This is a genomic window from Gordonia sp. Swx-4, from assembly GCF_030316175.1.
Classification (GTDB): domain Bacteria; phylum Actinomycetota; class Actinomycetes; order Mycobacteriales; family Mycobacteriaceae; genus Gordonia; species Gordonia alkanivorans.
The window spans coordinates 3,189,012-3,207,117 of sequence record NZ_CP128197.1 but is presented as its reverse complement, the minus strand read 5'-3'; the positions used below and the strand labels follow the sequence as shown (position 1 = coordinate 3,207,117).

At 67.5% G+C, this 18,106-nt stretch carries 19 protein-coding genes; 14 read left to right on the top strand and 5 right to left on the bottom strand.

Annotation, left to right across the window (positions count from 1 at the left end; translation table 11 throughout):
- The first annotated feature begins 68 nt into the window (after window positions 1-68).
- From PWF70_RS14615 to proB, 7 genes are all read left to right on the top strand, one after another.
- Entirely contained in the window at window positions 69-545 is a 477-nt protein-coding gene (locus PWF70_RS14615; protein ID WP_279956794.1) for a hypothetical protein, read from the top strand.
- A gap of 38 nt (window positions 546-583) precedes the next feature.
- Window positions 584-1,000, top strand: coding sequence for a nucleoside-diphosphate kinase (ndk, locus tag PWF70_RS14610; protein WP_042375858.1), 417 nt, complete (start codon window positions 584-586; stop codon window positions 998-1,000).
- Between the two features lie 446 nt (window positions 1,001-1,446).
- The gene (locus PWF70_RS14605) at window positions 1,447-4,818 is read left to right on the top strand and encodes a translation initiation factor IF-2 N-terminal domain-containing protein (RefSeq protein WP_035754082.1); all 3,372 of its coding nucleotides are present in this window, start codon (window positions 1,447-1,449) and stop codon (window positions 4,816-4,818) included.
- Between the two features lie 281 nt (window positions 4,819-5,099).
- Complete coding sequence (rplU, locus tag PWF70_RS14600) at window positions 5,100-5,411, top strand: 50S ribosomal protein L21 (RefSeq protein ID WP_006357944.1); 312 nt, start codon at window positions 5,100-5,102, stop codon at window positions 5,409-5,411.
- Between the two features lie 38 nt (window positions 5,412-5,449).
- Complete coding sequence (gene rpmA / locus PWF70_RS14595; protein WP_005198946.1) at window positions 5,450-5,713, top strand: 50S ribosomal protein L27; 264 nt, start codon at window positions 5,450-5,452, stop codon at window positions 5,711-5,713.
- Window positions 5,714-5,808: 95 nt separating this feature from the next.
- The gene (gene obgE, locus PWF70_RS14590) at window positions 5,809-7,275 is read left to right on the top strand and encodes a GTPase ObgE (RefSeq protein ID WP_035754083.1); all 1,467 of its coding nucleotides are present in this window, start codon (window positions 5,809-5,811) and stop codon (window positions 7,273-7,275) included.
- Entirely contained in the window at window positions 7,272-8,417 is a 1,146-nt protein-coding gene (gene proB, locus PWF70_RS14585) for a glutamate 5-kinase (RefSeq protein WP_035754084.1), read from the top strand. Before obgE ends, proB begins: the two co-directional genes overlap by 4 nt.
- A gap of 19 nt (window positions 8,418-8,436) precedes the next feature.
- Here the strand turns inward: proB and PWF70_RS14580 are convergent, their stop codons facing one another.
- Both PWF70_RS14580 and PWF70_RS14575 read right to left on the bottom strand, forming a co-directional pair.
- The gene (locus tag PWF70_RS14580) at window positions 8,437-9,315 is read right to left on the bottom strand and encodes a Sir2 family NAD-dependent protein deacetylase (protein ID WP_006357941.1); all 879 of its coding nucleotides are present in this window, start codon (window positions 9,313-9,315) and stop codon (window positions 8,437-8,439) included.
- Between the two features lie 21 nt (window positions 9,316-9,336).
- On the bottom strand, window positions 9,337-9,924 hold the full coding sequence (locus PWF70_RS14575; protein ID WP_006357940.1) for a TetR/AcrR family transcriptional regulator: 588 nt from the start codon (window positions 9,922-9,924) through the stop codon (window positions 9,337-9,339).
- Between the two features lie 120 nt (window positions 9,925-10,044).
- Between PWF70_RS14575 and PWF70_RS14570 the strand changes: the two genes are divergently transcribed.
- On the top strand, window positions 10,045-10,896 hold the full coding sequence (locus PWF70_RS14570) for an alpha/beta fold hydrolase (protein WP_286352653.1): 852 nt from the start codon (window positions 10,045-10,047) through the stop codon (window positions 10,894-10,896).
- Window positions 10,897-10,945: 49 nt separating this feature from the next.
- On the opposite strand, the gene PWF70_RS14565 is transcribed toward PWF70_RS14570, so the two are convergent.
- From PWF70_RS14565 to ectA, 3 genes are all read right to left on the bottom strand, one after another.
- Window positions 10,946-11,386 (bottom strand): ectoine synthase, encoded by a 441-nt coding sequence (locus tag PWF70_RS14565; RefSeq protein WP_042375860.1) that lies wholly within the window; start codon window positions 11,384-11,386, stop codon window positions 10,946-10,948.
- Window positions 11,383-12,672 (bottom strand): diaminobutyrate--2-oxoglutarate transaminase, encoded by a 1,290-nt coding sequence (gene ectB / locus PWF70_RS14560; protein WP_035754087.1) that lies wholly within the window; start codon window positions 12,670-12,672, stop codon window positions 11,383-11,385. Before ectB ends, PWF70_RS14565 begins: the two co-directional genes overlap by 4 nt.
- A 218-nt stretch (window positions 12,673-12,890) precedes the next feature.
- Window positions 12,891-13,418: a diaminobutyrate acetyltransferase gene (gene ectA / locus PWF70_RS14555; RefSeq protein WP_035754088.1), complete on the bottom strand. Its 528-nt coding sequence runs from the start codon at window positions 13,416-13,418 to the stop codon at window positions 12,891-12,893.
- A 164-nt stretch (window positions 13,419-13,582) separates the two neighbouring features.
- Here ectA and rsmD point away from each other — a divergent pair, with 164 nt between their 5' ends.
- From rsmD to mutM, 6 genes are all read left to right on the top strand, one after another.
- Window positions 13,583-14,143, top strand: a complete 561-nt coding sequence (gene rsmD, locus PWF70_RS14550; protein ID WP_035754089.1) for a 16S rRNA (guanine(966)-N(2))-methyltransferase RsmD — start codon at window positions 13,583-13,585, stop codon at window positions 14,141-14,143.
- A gap of 38 nt (window positions 14,144-14,181) precedes the next feature.
- Window positions 14,182-14,670, top strand: coding sequence for a pantetheine-phosphate adenylyltransferase (gene coaD, locus PWF70_RS14545; RefSeq protein WP_006357934.1), 489 nt, complete (start codon window positions 14,182-14,184; stop codon window positions 14,668-14,670).
- A 122-nt stretch (window positions 14,671-14,792) separates the two neighbouring features.
- A complete protein-coding gene (locus tag PWF70_RS14540) occupies window positions 14,793-15,596 on the top strand; it encodes a DivIVA domain-containing protein (protein WP_006357933.1) in 804 nt (267 codons plus the stop codon).
- A 42-nt stretch (window positions 15,597-15,638) separates the two neighbouring features.
- The gene (locus PWF70_RS14535; RefSeq protein ID WP_196222006.1) at window positions 15,639-16,295 is read left to right on the top strand and encodes a YceD family protein; all 657 of its coding nucleotides are present in this window, start codon (window positions 15,639-15,641) and stop codon (window positions 16,293-16,295) included.
- A complete protein-coding gene (gene rnc, locus PWF70_RS14530) occupies window positions 16,288-17,013 on the top strand; it encodes a ribonuclease III (protein WP_006357931.1) in 726 nt (241 codons plus the stop codon). Before PWF70_RS14535 ends, rnc begins: the two co-directional genes overlap by 8 nt.
- Before the next feature lie 26 nt (window positions 17,014-17,039).
- Window positions 17,040-17,915: a bifunctional DNA-formamidopyrimidine glycosylase/DNA-(apurinic or apyrimidinic site) lyase gene (mutM, locus tag PWF70_RS14525; RefSeq protein WP_042375862.1), complete on the top strand. Its 876-nt coding sequence runs from the start codon at window positions 17,040-17,042 to the stop codon at window positions 17,913-17,915.
- The last annotated feature ends 191 nt before the right edge of the window (window positions 17,916-18,106 follow it).

The window sequence follows — 18,106 nt, the reverse complement described above, 5'->3', positions numbered from 1 at the left end:
CTGGTCCCCGCCCGGCTTTCTTTCATCGCGACTCGCAATCGCAGCGACATCCAAACGTGAGGACGTACGTGCAGTTCCTGTTTTCCCGGACCCCCGCCGGTATCGATCGCCCCCGCACCTCCGCCCGTCTCGGCCGCATGGCCGGCACGGCGCTGCTCGGGGCGGCCGCGTTCGCTCTGGGCGCTCCCGCCGTCGCCTCGGCGGAGCCCGCCCCCGAGCAGACGCCCCCGGCGCTCGAGGCGTTCTCGGTGCCCGAGGCAGGAGCGCCGGTGCCCGTCTCGCAGGGCGAGTTCAGCTACATCGCGACCCACGACATCACCACGCGCGCAGCCGGGATGAAGGCACCCGAGGCCATCGCGACCATGCCGGTGCCCGCCCAGTACCGTCCGGCGAATCTCGCTCTGGCGCAACAGTTCGACCTCGCTCTCGCCGGTGCGCTCGCCTCACCCGGGGGATGTCTGCAGATCGTCGTCGACCCGCAGGCACGCTCCGGCAGCCTGTTCAACTACGGGTTCTTCCCGGTCGCCGGTGAGTACTGCTCCTGACCGTCGAAATCCCCCGGCCGGTCGATAAGGTGTCAGTCGTGACTGAACGCACTCTCGTACTCATCAAGCCGGACGGCGTCGAACGCTCGCTCGTCGGCGACATCATCAGCCGTGTCGAGCGCAAGGGGCTCACCCTCGTCGCTCTCGAACTCAAGACCGCAGGCGACGAGGTGGCCCGCGCCCATTACGCCGAGCACGCGGACAAGCCCTTCTTCGGCTCGCTGCTGGAGTTCATCACCTCCGGCCCGCTGGTCGCCGCCGTCCTGGAGGGTCCGCGCGCCATCGCGGCCTTCCGCCAGATCGCCGGCGGCACCGATCCCGTGGAGAAGGCGGTGCCCGGCACCATCCGCGGCGATTTTGCCCTGAACACGCAGTACAACCTGGTCCACGGCTCGGACTCGCCGGAATCGGCCGAGCGTGAGATCGGTATCTGGTTCCCCGAACTCGCTGGCTGACCGGGGTCACCTCGGTTCGACTCGGTTCGACTCGGTTCGACGCGCGTGTCAAACGCGCATACTTTGCGGTCATCCGACCCCCGTGTGGGATACTTGCAGGGTTATCGCCGACACACTTTGTCGACGATGGCCGGATGACGCGCCTTGGTTCGGCGCGTCGCGGTGCGGCAGTCTCGCACCGCGACGCCCACAACCACAGCTGACCCCGCCGAGGTTCGTACTGCTGCCAGCAGCCGAACACTCAGGCTTCGCCCTGTGCCCGGTGTCGTGGAAGGCGCCCGGGATGCGGTCATCGACACAGCAAGAGCGTTCTCTGCTGAACCGACACTCGGCTCAGCGTGATGACGCGCAGACCACACAACACCGGCCATACGTGGACCGGGACACAGAGCAGACCCTCGCGTGGCCGCGTCAGCCCGACGCGCCCGGGGGTTCGAGGAGACTGAGTGACCGACAACGGGTCACCGGCTGACGCGAACGCAGCGCCAGAACCGGTGGAAGAATTTCCCAGCAAACTTCGTGTGCACGCACTGGCCCGCTTCCTGGGCCTGACGAGTCGGCAGGTGCTTGCGCACCTGGCCAATCTCGGGGTGCAGACACGCAGCCCCCAATCGAGCGTCGACCGTGAGTTGGCGCAGGCCGTGGCCGAACGGGTGCGGGCGAACGTCGATGCGGACGAGCCCGGCGTGACGCCGGCCGCCGCCGAGGAGGCCGCCCCCGAGGCGGCAGCCGACGTAGCCGCCACGACGGCAGAACCGGTCGCCGAGGAACCGGCCGCCCAGGAGCCCGCCCCCGAGGCGGAGGCCCCGACGGCCGACGAACCGCCGAGCCTGTTCTCGGCCGCCTCGACGCGATACGACGAGCCGGTTGCCACGCCCGCCGCCGAGTCCGACGCGTCCTACGGCACCCAGCCGCTGTTCCTGCAGCCGCAGGCCCCGGCCGACAAGCCGAAGGCAACCCGCGCGGCCAAGCAGGCGGACAAGACCGAGCAGGTCGACAAGCCCGCGAAGGCCGACGACTCGGACAAGCCGGAGGAAGCGTCGTCCACCGACGCCGATTCCGGCGCGACGACTCAGGAAGCCAAGGCACCCGAGACGAAGGTTGCCGAGACGAAGATTGCCGAGACGAAGGCTCCCGAAGCGGAGACCGTCGACTCGGATGTCTCCGACGAGACCGGCGCGGAGAACACCGACAGCTCCGACTCCGAGAGCGGTGACAACTCCGACACCGACGACTCGGGATCGGGTCGTAACCGTCGTCGGCGTCGCGGACGTCGTGGTCGCGGCCGCGGTCGCGGTGACCAGGGCGGTGACGGCGAGTCGGGCGATGCCTCGGACGACGACAACACCGACGACACCGACGACAAGGCCGAGGACACGACCCCCGACGTCGACTCCTCGACCGAGTCCGGCGAGACGACGACGGACGAGGCTGCAGACGATTCGAAGTCGGACGAGCCGACTTCTCGCCGCCGACGCCGTCGTCGGTCGGGGTCGGACACCTCGGAGGAGGCCGACCGCAAGGACTCTGCCTCCGACGACTCGTCGAAGGGCGAGTCGAAGGACGACGATTCCGATGACGACTCGGACGACAACGACGACGAGTCCGGTGACGATTCGGGTGAGGCGTCCTCGACCCGCCGCCGGCGTCGGCGTCGCCGCCGCAAGGGCGGGGGAGAGCCCGACGAGGGTTCGCCGGACGATCCGCCGAACACCGTCGTCCACGAGCGTGAACCCCGCAGCAAGCGGGCGCGCGACGAGGTGCAGGGCATCTCCGGTTCGACGCGACTCGAGGCCAAGCGTCAGCGCCGCCGCGACGGCCGCGACGCCGGTCGCCGGCGTCCGCCGATCCTGACCGAGTCGGAGTTCCTGGCCCGTCGTGAGGCCGTGGACCGCGTGATGGTGGTGCGCGAGCGCAGCGCCAACAGCAGCATCACCGACAGCGACGGCCACGACCATGCCGCGGTGGAGGACTACACCCAGGTCGCGGTCCTCGAGGACGGTGTCCTCGTCGAACACTTCGTCACCACGGCGACGTCGTCGTCGATGGTCGGCAACATCTACCTCGGCCGCGTCCAGAACGTGCTGCCCGGCATGGAGGCGGCCTTCGTCGACATCGGTCGCGGTCGCAACGGCGTGTTGTACGCCGGCGAGGTCAACTGGGACGCCGCCGGACTCGACGGCGGCTCGCGGAAGATCGAGCAGGCGCTCAAGCCCGGCGACCACGTGCTCGTACAGGTCAGCAAGGACCCGGTGGGACACAAGGGTGCCCGCCTGACCACGCAGATCTCGCTGGCCGGCCGGTACCTCGTCTACGTGCCCGGCGGGTCGTCGACCGGTATCAGCCGCAAGCTGCCCGACGTCGAGCGCAAGCGTCTCAAGCAGATCCTGTCGAAGCTGGTCCCCGAGGACGCCGGCGTGATCATCCGCACCGCCTCCGAGGGAGTGAGCGCCGAGGAGCTCGGTGCCGACATCGCCCGCCTCGAGGCGAAGTGGAAGTCGATCGAGGAGTCGGTCGAGAGCGTCAAGAAGTCCGGCTCCGGCGCGCCGAAGGCCCTCTACGAGGAGCCCGACCTGCTGGTCCGCGTGGTTCGCGACCTGTTCAACGAGGATTTCAAGAAGCTCGTCGTCGAGGGCGACAAGGCGTGGAACCTCGTCGAGGGCTACGTCAGCTCGGTTGCGCCCGACCTCATGGAGCGGGTGGAGAAGTTCAGCAAGCCGCATGCGGATGCCCCGGACTCGTTTGTGGTCCACCGCATCGACGAGCAGCTCGCGAAGGCGCTCGACCGCAAGGTGTGGCTGCCCTCGGGCGGCACGCTGATCATCGAGCACACCGAGGCGATGACGGTCGTTGACGTCAACACCGGCAAGTTCACCGGTTCGGGCGGAAACCTCGAGGAGACGGTCACCCGTAACAACCTCGAGGCGGCCGAGGAGATCGTGCGGCAGATGCGTCTGCGCGACATCGGCGGCATGATCATCGTCGACTTCATCGACATGGTCCTCGAGTCGAACCGGGACCTGGTGCTGCGTCGACTCACCGAGGCGCTGGCGCGGGACCGCACCCGTCACCAGGTGTCCGAGGTGACCTCGCTCGGCCTGGTCCAGATGACCCGCAAGCGTCTCGGAACCGGTCTGCTCGAAGCATTCTCGACCCCGTGCACCTCGTGTGGCGGGCGTGGACTCATCGTGCACGCGAATCCGGTCGAGGTGCGCGGCGACGATTCGGCGAAGTCGGACGGCGCGGGCTCCAAGCGTTCGCGCCGCGGCAAGAAGAAGTCGGAGGCCCCCGCCGAGGTGGCGGCGCCCAAGGCGGCTCCTCCGGCGATCCCGCCGCACAAGCCCGCCGCCGAGCACCCGTTGTTCCGGGCGATGGCCGCGAATCACCACGACGACGAACATCCCGAGGGCGAGCACCACGAGGGTGAGCACGTCGAGGTCGAGCAGGCTGTCGCGACTGCCGCCGAGACCCCGCCGGAGACGGAGCCAGCGCAGGCCCAGGAACCCACCAGGGCTGACGAACCCACCAAGGCCGACGAACCCACCAAGGTCGAAGAACCCGCCGAGGCCGCGGAACCGGCCGCGTCGACCGACGGCCAGGCGCCTGCGGCGAAGCGTCGCCGACGGGTGGTCCGGCGTCCGGCGCAGACGACGACCGCACCGGAGAACGTGGTGATGACGGCCGTGGACGCGGCTCCGGAAGCGCCCAAGACCACCTTCGGTCCCGTCTCCACGGGAGAGCCGGTGGTTGCGGTGCGTCGACGCCCACGGAAGCGGACGGCGGGCAGGCCCGCCGGACCGCCGCCGGCAGAAAGCTGAGGTCCGAGGTGAGGGACCGGCGGGGCGAGTTTGACCCGGCCGCCGCCGTTCCCGTAACCTTGGAAAGTCGCCTCCCGCGGAGGGTCTGCGCTGTTCTGCGTGCCACGTGCACCGGCAGCGGCGTGAATCCCGTGGCAGGCCCTCTGGTGTGATCTACAGCCACTCCCGGTCAGCTGACTGGGTCGACTGCGGCCCGCACCGGCATGCACACAACGAACGCCTTCGAGAGTGCCTCGGCGCTGGCGAAGGGCCCGACCAGACGAGTAAGAGGAAGAACTTCGATGGCAACGTACGCGATCGTCAAGACCGGCGGTAAGCAGTACAAGGTCGCTGAGGGCGACATTGTCAAGGTCGAGAAGATCGACGGAGAGATCGGCGCCACGGTGAGCCTGCCGGTCGCGCTTGTCGTCGACGGATCGAACCTGACCACCGACGCCGACAAGCTGGCCAAGATCTCGGTCACCGGCGAGGTCGTGGAGCACGTCAAGGGCCCCAAGATCCGCATTCACAAGTTCAAGAACAAGACCGGCTACCACAAGCGCCAGGGTCACCGTCAGAAGCTGACGGTCCTGAAGGTCACCGGCATCAAGTAGTTCGACAAGCTTCGCGAAGACCTCAGGAGGACTGACACATGGCACATAAGAAGGGCGCATCCAGCTCCCGCAACGGTCGCGATTCCAATGCCCAGCGACTCGGCGTGAAGCGCTTCGGTGGCCAGCAGGTGAGCGCAGGAGAGATCCTCGTTCGTCAGCGTGGCACCAAGTTCCACCCCGGCGTGAACGTCGGTCGCGGTGGCGACGACACCCTGTTCGCGCTCGCCGCGGGCGCGGTGGAGTTCGGCAGCAAGCGTGGCCGCAAGACGGTCAACATCGTCCCGGAAACCGCTCAGGTCTGACCCGAGCACTCCGGCACGACAAGCCTTTTCGCAGGGCGGGCAGGGTCATCACGTACCCGGCCCGCTCTGTTCTTTTTTGACGGAAGAAGGATTCGATGTCACGGTTCGTCGACCGCGTGACCATTCACGTCGCGGCGGGCAACGGTGGCCACGGTTGCGCCTCGGTTCACCGGGAGAAGTTCAAACCTCTCGGCGGCCCGGACGGCGGCAACGGCGGTAACGGCGGGTCGGTGCGACTCGTCGTCGACCCGCAGGTGCACACCCTGCTCGATTTCCACTTCCGTCCGCATGCCAAGGCGGGCAACGGCAAGCCCGGCGCCGGTGACAACCGCGACGGTGCCATGGGTGAGGACCTGGTCCTCAACGTGCCCGACGGTACGGTCGTCCTCGACGAGAACGGCACGATCCTCGCCGACCTCGTCGGCACCGGTACGACCTTCGAAGCCGCTCAGGGTGGCCGCGGTGGTCTCGGCAACGCCTCGCTCGCGTCGAAAGCCCGTAAGGCTCCCGGGTTCGCACTCCTGGGTGAGGAGGGCCAGCAGCGTTCGCTCGTCCTCGAGCTGAAGTCGGTGGCCGACGTCGGCCTCGTCGGCTTCCCGTCGGCGGGCAAGTCGTCGCTGGTGTCGGTGCTGTCGGCGGCCAAGCCGAAGATCGCCGACTACCCGTTCACCACGCTCGTGCCGAACCTCGGTGTGGTCCAGACCGCCGGTGACGTGTTCACCATCGCCGATGTGCCGGGTCTGATCCCGGGCGCCTCGACCGGTCGTGGTCTCGGCCTGGAGTTCCTGCGCCATCTCGAGCGGTGTGCTGTCCTCGCGCACGTCGTCGACTGCGCGACCCTCGAGCCCGGACGCGACCCGGTGTCCGACATCGACGCCCTCGAAGCCGAACTCGCCGCCTACAAGCCGGCACTCGACGCCGATCACGGTCTCGGTGACCTGGCCGAGCGGCCGCGTGTGGTGATCCTCAACAAGGTGGACGTCCCCGACGCCGCCGAACTCGCCGATCTCGTGGAACCCGAACTCGCCGAACGCGGTTGGCCCGTGTTCCGGATCTCGGCAGTGGCCCACGAGGGTCTGCGGGAACTGACCTTCGCGCTGGCGAAGATGGTCCGCGAGTACCGGGAAGCCCAGCCCGCCAAGACACCTCGCCGGGCGATCATCCGTCCGAAGGCCGTCGACGACACCGGTTTCACCATCGTCCGCGACCCCGAGATCGAGGGCGGCTTCATCGTCTACGGCACGCGGCCGGAGCGCTGGATCGCCCAGACGCAGTTCGACAACGACGAGGCCGTCGGTTACCTGGCCGATCGTCTCAACCGCCTCGGCGTCGAGGACGAACTGGTGAAGATGGGTGCCGAACCCGGCGCCCCGGTCACCATCGGTGCGGTCACCTTCGACTGGGAGCCGAGCACGCCCATGGGCGACGACGTCCCGGTCACCGGGCGTGGCACCGACATCCGACTCGACCGCAACGACCGTGTGGGTGCCGCCGAACGCAAGCAGGCCCGCCGGTTGCGGCGCGGACTGCCCGTCGAGGACGGAGAGCAGGACCAGTCGTGACCGCGGAGGTCGGCATCGAGGTGCGCGGCGTGCGGGAACAGATCGCGCACGCGCGCAGCGTGGTGGTGAAGATCGGCTCGTCGGCGCTGACCGACCTGGCCGAGGGACTCGACCGGGACCGGCTCGACGCCCTGGCGGACGCGCTCGAGGCGCGGATGCGCGCCGGCTCCGACGTCATCGTCGTGTCGTCGGGTGCGATCGGCGCGGGCATCGCCCCGCTCGGTCTCAAGAAGCGTCCGACCGACCTCGCCACCAAGCAGGCCGCGGCCAGCGTCGGACAGCTCGCCCTGGCGCACGCATGGGGTACTTCCTTCGCTCGGTACGGTCGCACCGTCGGGCAGGTCCTGCTGACCGCCGACGACATCTCGAACCGCTCGCATCACGCCAATGCCCAACGCACACTTGACCGTCTGCGGTCGCTCGGTGCGGTTGCCGTGGTCAACGAGAACGACACGGTCGCGACCAACGAGATCCGGTTCGGCGACAACGACCGGCTCGCCGCGCTCGTCGCCCACCTCAGCGGGGCGGACGCCCTGGTGCTCCTCTCCGACGTCGACGGCCTGTACGACGGCGACCCGCGCAAGGTCGGCGTGGACGGTCGGCGGGCGCGTCTGATCCCTGAGGTGAACGGGCCCGAGGACCTCGACGGCGTCATCGCCGGATCCGGGGGAACGCTCGGCACCGGCGGGATGGCCTCGAAGCTCGCCGCGGCCCGTCTGTCCGCGGACGCCGGTGTCCCGGTTCTGCTCGCCGCCGCGTCGTCCGCCGCGCAGGCGCTGGCCGATGCCTCGGTGGGCACGGTGTTCGCTGCCCGCGAGGAGCGGTTGTCCGCACGTCGCTTCTGGGTGCGTCACGCCGCCGACGCGCGGGGGAGGATCGTCCTCGACGACGGTGCGGTGGCAGCCGTATCCCGCAGGCGCCGTTCGCTTCTCGCAGCCGGCGTGGTCGGCGTCGAGGGCCGGTTCTTCGACGGCGACGTCGTCGAGCTGGTGGACCAGCGGGGCGTCGTGAAGGCGCGCGGGGTGGCATCCTATGACTTCGACGACATCACGTCGATGATCGGCCGTCAGACCGACGAACTCCCGCCCGAACTGCAGCGTCCCGTGGTGCACGCCGACGACCTCGTCGTCGTCTCGCGCTGAGCGTTGCCCGCTCGCGGACCTAGCGGTTCGCGAGCGCCGGTAGCACCACCCCGGCCCGGTGGTCGATCTTGAGCGATGCCAGCTCGTCGGCGCGGGTGTGGCCGCGATTGACGATGATCAACGGTTTGCCGGCGCGATGCGCCCTCCGAGCGAACCGAAGGCCCGACATGACCGTCAGCGACGATCCGACCACGAGTAGGGCATCCGCCTCGTCAACCGCCGAGAATGATTGCTCGACAAGAGGTTTGGGAACCGTCTCGCCGAAGTAGACGATGTCGGGTTTGAGGATGCCGCCGCAGTGCGGGCAGTCGATCATCCGGAAGTCCGTGGTGTCGGCGAGCATCGCGTCGGCGTCTGGCGCGACCTCGATGGCCCCACGCCCAGCCACGCGTTCGGCGAATCCGGTGTTGATCTCCTCGAGCTGTTGCGCGAGACGGTGCCGGGAGATCCGCCAGTCACACCGCAGGCAGCGCACGCGGCCGTAGCAGCCGTGCAGCTCCAGCACGCCCCTCGTCCCGGCCTTGGTGTGCAGCATGTCGACGTTCTGGGTGATCACCGCGGACACCCGGCCCTGGTCCTGCAGGCCGGTGAGTGCGAGGTGTGCCGGGTTGGGGAGGGCGGCGTCCATGTGGCGCCAGCCGACGTGGTTGCGTGCCCAGTAGTGCCGCCGGAACTCGGGGGAGGACAGGAACATCTCCAGGGTCATCGGCGTGCGCGGCGGCGACCCCGGGCTGCGGTAGTCGGGGATGCCCGAGTCGGTGGAGATGCCGGCGCCGGTCAGGACCGCGGTTCGGCGGCCGGCCAGGATGTCCGACGCGAGATCGATACGCTCGGCGACGTCGTCGTCGAGCGGTGTGTGGTCGGCCGGGGCGTGGCCGAGCTGAAGACGAGTGCGCACCCTGCCCAGGATAGGCGCGACTCAGACCGCGTCGACCTGGTCCAGCGCCGCGGTGGTCTGCGCGACAAACCATCGTTCCCACCGGTCGGGGGTCCACCCCCGATCTCCGACGAGGCGGAGCCAGGCGGTGCGCGAGGCGAGCATCCACATCGAGTCCACGTGCTCGTCGGCCGGCTCTTCTCCGAGGATCAGCGTGAGCGCCCAGCGCACCTCGGCCCAGCGGGTCTGTTCACGCTGGTCCCGCAGGATCGCCGCGTCGTCGTCGGTGACCGCGGCCTGGTCGAGAACGTGCTGGATGGCGGCCGACCGGAGGTGCGCGGCACTGAGCCAGCTCGCGGCAGCCCGGATGCGTGTGGCTCGATCGCCGTGTCCCATCGCCTGGTATTCAGTGGTCTCGCGGACCGGAACGGTCTCGTCGCGGCGCAGTGCCGAGACGATGCACGCGTCGAGCAGGTCGAGTTTGTCGGCGAACTGCCGGTAGACGGTGGGCCGTGTCAGCCCGGCGCGGGCCGCGACGGCGGCCATCGTCGTCGTCACCCAGCCTTCCTGGCAGAACATGGTGGTGGCGGTGTCGATGACCAGGGCGCGATTCTCGCGGGCGCGTGTCATTCGTAAAGCCGACGAGTAGGACCTGACCACGGGGATCAGTCTAGACATAATTCGAAATACACGGTGTAATGCCAATTATGGGTGACCCGCTCCGGGTGACCACCACGGGCGGGAGCGGCCATGACCGAATTCGATGTACCGACGCGTTTGGGGCGCATACGCGTTCGCGACGTCGGCGAGGGGCCGCCGGCGGTCCTGTGGCACAGCATGTTCGTCGATTCGGGTAGCTGGGATCGGATCGTTCCCGGGCTCGCGGGCCGACGACGGCTGTTCATCGTCGACGCCCCGTGGTGCGGTGCGAGCGAGAAGTCAGCCGCCGCCGCCGACATCGAGGCGTGTGCGGATGCCGTGCGGGAGATCATCGCGACGGTGGGGGATGTGTGCGGTGCCGAGGCCGTCGACTGGGTGGGCAACGCGTGGGGCGGTCACGTCGGCATGCATCTGGCCGCCGTCGAGCCGGAGCGGATCAACACACTGGTCGCGATGAGTGCGCCGACCCGTCCGATCGACCGGGCACTGCGGCGCCGGATCGGACTCCTGTTGCCGATGTACCGCGTCATCGGTGCGCGAGGCCCGGTGTGGTCGGCGATCTCGACCACGCTGTTCACCGACCGGACACGCAGCGACGATCCGGAGGCGATCGCGGTGTTGCGGCGCGGACTCCGGGCTTCCGGGCGGTCGATGATCCCGGCCATCCGCACAGCCATTCTGAACCGCACGGACCTCACGTGGGCGGCTGCGCGGATCACCTGTCCGGTGCTGTTCGTGACGACCGACGACCGCGGCGAGTGGACACCCGAGGAGGCCCGCGAGGTCGCGGCCACCATGCTCGATGCCCGTGAGGTCACCATCCGGGAGGCCCGGGTGATCCCGGCTCTCGAGCAGCCGGGCCAGACCGTTGACGCGGTGCTGGACTTCTGGGCGCAGAAGGCAGAAGAATCGCCACTCCCGGCGACAACCGCTGATAGCTAGCGATTGTCACCGGAAGTGGCGATCCTGGTGGGTCTTCTCAGGGGGCCGATCAGGAGGCCGCGGTCTCCTCGATGGCATCCTCGGCATGCTTGCCGGTCGGCTGCGGGACGGCGACCAGGGGGTACACGCCGTTCTCGTCGTGGACCTCGGTGCCGACCACCGGGGGATTGAACACGCACAGCATGCGCATCGGCGTGTCGGCGGTGACCGTGTGGCGTTCGTGGCCGTCCAGCAGATACATCGTGCCGGGGGCCAGGGGATGGGTCTCACCGGTCTCCCGGTTGAGCAGGGTGCCGGTGCCCTCGACAAGCCAGACGGCCTCGATGTGGTTGGCGTAGTGGAACTCGTTGACGCTGCCGGCTTCGATGGTGGTCTCGTGGAACGAGAACCCCACACCGTCGCCGCCGAGGACGATTCGCTTGGAGCGCCAGTGGCCGTCGGCCACGTCACGCTCGGTTCCGGTGATCTCTTCGGTGGTTCGGACGATCATCCGATCACCTCCTTGACTGCGTCGGAAAGGATGGACAGGCCGCGGTCGAGGTCCTCGCGCGAGATGGTCAACGGCGGGAGCAGCTTGACGACCTCGTCGGACGGACCCGACGTCTCGGCCAGCAAACCTGCGCCGAAGGCCAGCGCGCAGACCTTGCCTGCTGCCGTGTGTTCCTCGAACGCCAGGCCGCGGACCATGCCGCGACCGCGCGTCGAGATTCCCTCGTAGCGGTTGCAGAGGTCGGAGAAGACCTCGTGGATGCGCTCACCCTTTGTGTGGATGTCACGGCTCAGGGTGTCGTCGGACCAGTAGGCCTCGATGGCCTTGGCGGCGGTGACGAACGCGGGGTTGTTGCCGCGGAAGGTTCCGTTGTGCTCCCCGGGGGTCCAGACGTCGAGCTCCGGCTTGAACAGCGTCAGGGCGAACGGCAGACCGTAGCCGCTGATCGACTTCGACAGGGTGACGATGTCGGGCTTGATGCCGGCTTCCTCGAAGGAGAAGAACTCGCCGGTGCGGCCGCAACCCATCTGGACGTCGTCGACGATGAGCAGGATGTCGCGGCGCTCACACAGGTCGGCCAGGGCGCGCAGCCATTCGGCGCGTGCGACGTTGACGCCGCCCTCGCCCTGCACGGTCTCGACGATGACTGCGGCGGGGCGGTTGAGGCCACTGCCCGAGTCGTCGAGGACGCGCTCGAACCAGGCGAAGTCTTCCATGACGCCGCCGAAGTAGTTGTCGAACGGCATCGGGGTCGCATGGACCAGGGGGATGCCGGCGCCGGCACGCTTCATCGAGTTGCCGGTCACCGACAGCGAGCCCAGCGTCATGCCGTGGAAGGCGTTGGTGAAGCTGATGATCGACTCGCGGCCGGTCACCTTGCGGGCCAGCTTGAGTGCCGACTCGACGGCATTGGTGCCCGTGGGTCCGGGGAACTGGATCTTGTAGTCGAGTCCGCGGGGCTCGAGAATGTGCTTGGTGAACTTCTCGATGAAGTTGCCCTTGGCGACGGTGGCCATGTCCAGTCCATGGGTGATGCCGTCGGACTGGATGTACTCGATCAGAGCTTTCTTGAGCACGTCGTTGTTGTGGCCGTAGTTCAGCGAACCTGCGCCGGCGAAGAAGTCCAGGTACTCCCGACCGTTCTGGTCGGTGATGTAGGAGCCCTTGGCGGTGGTGAAGACCGCCGGCCAGTTGCGGCAGTAGCTGCGGACCTCGGACTCGTGCGTGGTGAACACAGAGTCGTCGAAAGTCTTGTCGAGAACAGGGGTGGTGTCGAGAAGTTGCATGACCTGCTTCCTTCTTCCTGGTATAACCGCGCTACAGCTATGTGAGCGCAGGAGTTCCGGTGCGGTTCGACGACCGCGTGTACCCAGAACTCGGAAATTTATGCCGGTTGTCGGCAACTTTTTCTGACTAGTGCCAACGACGTTGGGGCACTGCGTATTTCGATGGTGATCGGACTTACAACCCTCGACACGGGTGTGCCGGGATCACGCGCGAGCGCTCAGGGCTCGGGGATCTCCGGTTCGAGCATGTAGAGATCCTCGGGCTCGTGCGAGTCCGGAAAAGTGTTGGCGGCGAACAGGTCACGGCGCTCGAAACGGAGACCGCGGGCCTTCGCGACCGACTCGAACAGTCGCTGCGACGGGATGTTGTCGGGACTGATCGTGGTGTGCATCGCCACCATTCCGTGGCGGTTCGCACGATCGAACAGGTGATGCAGCATGGACGCGGCGACGCCGTGTCCACGCATCGAATCGTCCACGGCGACCTGCCACACCATGAGTGTGGAGGGGTCGCTCTGGCGGCGATATCCGGTGACGAAACCGACCGGACGGCCGTCTACTTCGGCGACGATCGAGGTGTCGGCGAAGTCGTGGCACCACAAGACGTAGGAGTACGACGAGTTGACGTCGAGAACCTTTGAGTCCGAGGCGATTTCCCAGAGGCGGGTACCGTCGGCGACAGTCGGCATCCGATAGTCGACGGTGAGGACAGTTGTTGGGGCCGTTCCTGCTTGTGAAGGGCTCATAACGCTCTCGACGTTAACAACGGGTATCCGGGAAGTCACCCACCAGCGGAAATTGCCTCATCGAACCCCTACCTTCTACCTGTTCAGACATGCAATGTGAAGTGAGTCACAAGAGTGTCACCCACGCGTCGATTCGGGGGTTCCCGGGGGAGCAGAATGGCCCCATGACGAGGATCATCGCGGGCGAGCTACGGGGTCGACGGCTCCGCGTTCCGGACGAGGGAACTCGTCCCACTTCCGACCGTGTGCGGGAGTCGGTCTTCAACATGCTCGACGCCCGATTCGATCTCGGCGGGCTCTGGGTCCTCGATCTGTACGCCGGGTCCGGGGCCCTCGGCATCGAGGCGGTCTCGCGTGGTGCGGCCGGCGCGACGTTCGTCGATTCCGCACGGAAGGCCGCCACCGTCATCGGCGCGAATGTGAAGGCCTGCGGGATCGCCTCGTCGGCCACCGTACTGACACGACCGGTGTCCGCCTACCTGTCCTCGCTGCCCGAGCGGAGATACGACCTCGTGTTCTCCGACCCGCCGTACGCGGTCGATGCGGCCGCACTGTCCGAGGATCTGACCAAGCTGGCCGCGTCCCGGCTCGCCGACGGCGCGCTGGTGGTGGTGGAGCGCTCGGCGCGCTCGACCGGTGACATCTGGCCCCGCGACTTCGAGGTCGTCGTCGACAAGAACTACGGCGACACCCGCGTCGAGGTCGGGGAGTTCATCGGCTCCTGACGCGCCTGATGTGTGGGGCCGGACGGTAAGTTCAGGCCATGACGACGGCAGTGTGTCCCGGTTCCTTCGATCCCTTCACCCTCGGCCACCGCTATGTGGTCGAACGCGCCGCGGCGTGTTTCGACGAGGTGGTCATCACCGTGGTGGTCAATCCGAACAAGCGAGGCATGTTCGGTGTCGACGAGCGGATCGCGCTCATCGAGGAGGACTGCGCGGATCTGCCCGGCGTGCGGGTCGATCGCTGGGAAGGCCTTCTCGTCGACTATCTGAAGCAGGAGTCGATCCACACCATCGTCAAGGGCCTGCGTTCGGCGGTCGACTTCGACTACGAGGTCCCGATGGCCCAGATGAACCGCGCACTCGCCGACGTCGAGACGGTCTTTCTGCTCACCGACCCCCGGTTCGCGCATGTGTCCAGCTCGCTCGTCAAAGAGGTGGCCAAGCTCGGCGGTGACGTCACGCCCTTCCTGTCGCCGCACATCCACAAGAACCTGACCGCGAAGCTCACCGGGGAGCGTTCCGTCTAGGACCCACCTGCGGGAATTGCGACACACCCCACGCGCTTCACTAATCACAGGCGCAACATTCGGCACAATAGTCACAGATTCACCAACTGTTGCAAACAGGCAAGCGCCGGATTGGGGTGGCTGTGTACCGGGTATTTGAGGCTCTCGACGAACTCGTGGCGATTGTCGAGGAGGCGCGGAGTGTGCCGATGACCGCGGGCTGTGTCGTGCCGCGCGGTGACGTGCTCGAACTCCTCGACGACATCAAGGACTCCATCCCGGGCGAACTCGACGACGCGCAGGACGTCCTCGATCAGCGCGACACCCTCATCGGCGATGCGCGCGAGCACGCCGAGACGACGGTGGCCAAGGCCGACTCCGAGTCCGAGGCCGTGCTGGCGCACGCCCGCGCCGAGGCCGACCGCATCCTGTCCGAGGCCAAGGCGCAGGCCGACCGCATGGTCGACGAGGCGAGCTCGCACTCGCACTCGCTCGTCGAGGACGCCACCGAGGAGGCGCGCCGGCTGCAGACCAGTGCCGCCCGCGAGTTCGAGGCCGTCACCGGTCGCGCCCGCGCCGAGGCGCAGCGCACCGTCGATGCGGCGAACAACACCTACGACAAGTCGGTGGCCGACGGCATCGCCGAGCAGCAGCGCCTGGTGTCGGAGACCGAGGTCGTCGGTGCGGCCAAGTCCGAAGCCGAACGCATCATCGACGCGGCCCACGCGGAGGCGGATCGCCTGCGCGGCGACTGCGACGTGTACGTGGACGAGAAGCTGGCCCAGTTCGAGGAGATCCTCACCGGCACACTGCGTTCGGTGAACCGTGGACGTCACCAGCTGCGCACCGGTGCGGGCATGCACGACTACGTCGAATACCCCCGCAGCGTCGACGAAGCGACCCGCAACTCCTACGACCGCGACCAGGGATCCCCGCTGGCGGTGTGACCTGCCCGACGGCCGATCCGGCGCATACCGTGGCGTCAGTCGATGATTCGCGATCGCGAGCGTATGGTGCAGTTTGTGTCTGATCATGCTGTGACATCAGAAGCGTCGCACGGTCCCGATTCGGCGTCGCGTCGCGATCCCTTCGTCCTCGACGTCCGGCCGCTGGGTCGGCGCCCGGGCACCATGTCCGAGGTGCACCGGACGGTCACGACCCCCGACAAGCTCGGGGTCGAGATGATCGGCATCCCGGCCGGCTCGGATGTCGATCTCGACCTCCGGCTCGAATCGGTGAGCGAGGGAATCCTGGTGACCGGCACCGCGTGCGGTGAGACCGCCGGTCAGTGTTCGCGCTGCATCGAACCGATCGACGGCACGGTGACTGTCTTCCTGACCGAGCTCTTCGCGTACCCCGACAGTGTGACCGAGCAGACCACCGAGGAAGACGACGTGCATCGCATCGTCGACGACCGCATCGACCTCGAGCAGTCGATCATCGACGCGGTCGCGCTGGAACTGCCGATGTCCCCGCTGTGCTCGGAGGACTGCCCGGGACTGTGCCAGGTGTGTGGCATCCGTCTCGCGGTCGCCGAACCGGGCCATGCGCACGAACTGATCGATCCCCGCTGGGCCGGTCTCGCGAACAAGTTCTCCGAACTCGCAGAAGACGGGAACCCGGACGACCAGGAAAGTCGTGACTGAAAGCACACGTGAGGAGGGTCGGCGGGCGCTGCTCGCCGCACTCGACACCGACATCCCCGAAGACCTTCTGACGCTGGCGCTCACGCACCGCTCGTACGCCTACGAGCACGGCGGTCTGCCGACCAACGAGCGCCTCGAGTTCCTCGGTGACTCCGTCCTGGGCGTGGTGATCACCGAGCGCCTGTACCTGCATTTTCCTGACCGTCCCGAGGGCGAACTCGCGAAGATCCGTGCGAGCGTGGTCAACATGCACGCGCTCGCCGACGTGGCACGCGGTCTCGGCGACGAGGGTGGCCTGGGCAAGTACCTGTATCTCGGCCGTGGCGAGGAGATGACGGGCGGTCGAGACAAGGACTCGATCCTCGCCGACGGTCTCGAATCCCTGTTCGGCGCGGTGTTTCTCAGCCACGGCCTGGAGACCTCGCAGCGGATCATCCTGCGCCTCTTCGACGAACGCATCGAGAAGGCCGGACAGCTCGGCGCCGGTCTGGACTGGAAGACCTCGCTGCAGGAGCTGAGCTCCGAACGCGGCTATGGCCCACCGCAGTACCAGATCTCGTCCACCGGCCCGGATCACAACAAAGAGTTCACCGCGATCGCGATGATCGCGGGGGAGAACCTCGGCGAGGGCGTCGGACGCACCAAGAAAGAGGCCGAGCAGCAGGCGGCGGCCCACGCGTGGAAGGCGCTCACCGAACGCGCCGAAGCGTCGTCGTGACAACAGCGTCGTGACAACAACTCTTCATGCCTGAACTACCCGAGGTCGAGACCGTCCGCATGGGTCTCGAGAAGCATCTGACCGGACGGACCGTGACCGCGGTCGAGGTGCTGCATCCGCGTGCCGCCCGCCGCCACGTCGGCGGCGAACCGGACCTGATCGGTCGCCTCGCGGGCAAACACGTCACCGGAGTGCGGCGTCGCGGCAAGTACATGTGGATCGACGTCGCCGACGACACCGACCGTGCCGCTCTCGTCGTGCATCTCGGCATGAGCGGGCAGATGCTCATCGCCCGCGACGGGGCGCCCGACCACACCCATCTCCGCATCCGCGCACACCTCGACGACGACAACGAACTGCGGTTCGTCGATCAGCGGACCTTCGGAGGTTGGCATCTCGACGACTATGCGGTCTCCGATGACGCGGCCGACATCCCGGTGTCGGTGGCGCACATCGCTCCCGACCCGTTCGACCCCGCCTTCGACTCGGCGGGCGTCGTAACGCGCATGCGCGCCAAGCACTCCGAGATCAAACGTGTCCTGCTCGACCAGACGGTCATCTCCGGGGTCGGCAACATCTACGCCGACGAGGCGCTGTGGCGGGCCCGACTTCACGGTGCGCGTGTCGCCGAGACGATCTCGCGTAAGAAGCTCCTCGAACTTATCGACGCCGCCACCGCGGTGATGACCGAGGCGGTCGAGGTCGGGGGCACGTCCTTCGACGCGCTGTACGTCAACGTCAACGGCCAGTCGGGGTACTTCGAACGCTCCCTCAACGCCTACGGGCGTGAGGGGCAGCCGTGCCGGCGATGCGGGGCGATCATGCGCCGGGAATCTTTCATGAACCGCAGCTCTTACTTTTGCCCGAAGTGCCAGACTGCTCCACGGCGTCGCACACGTTGAGTCCGTAGTGCTCCCTGCGCTTACGTGCGGAGCGTGACCGCGGCGAAGCCGCTGTGCAGGCATCGACGAGTCCGGTGAAGGCTACGAGCGTTCCGCGGAACGCTCGAAGAGCCTTGGCCAGCTGTTTTGTCGGTGGGCGCCGCTAAGTTGTTCGTATATCCGTTCGAACAGCTGGGGGCTTGGGGTGTCTG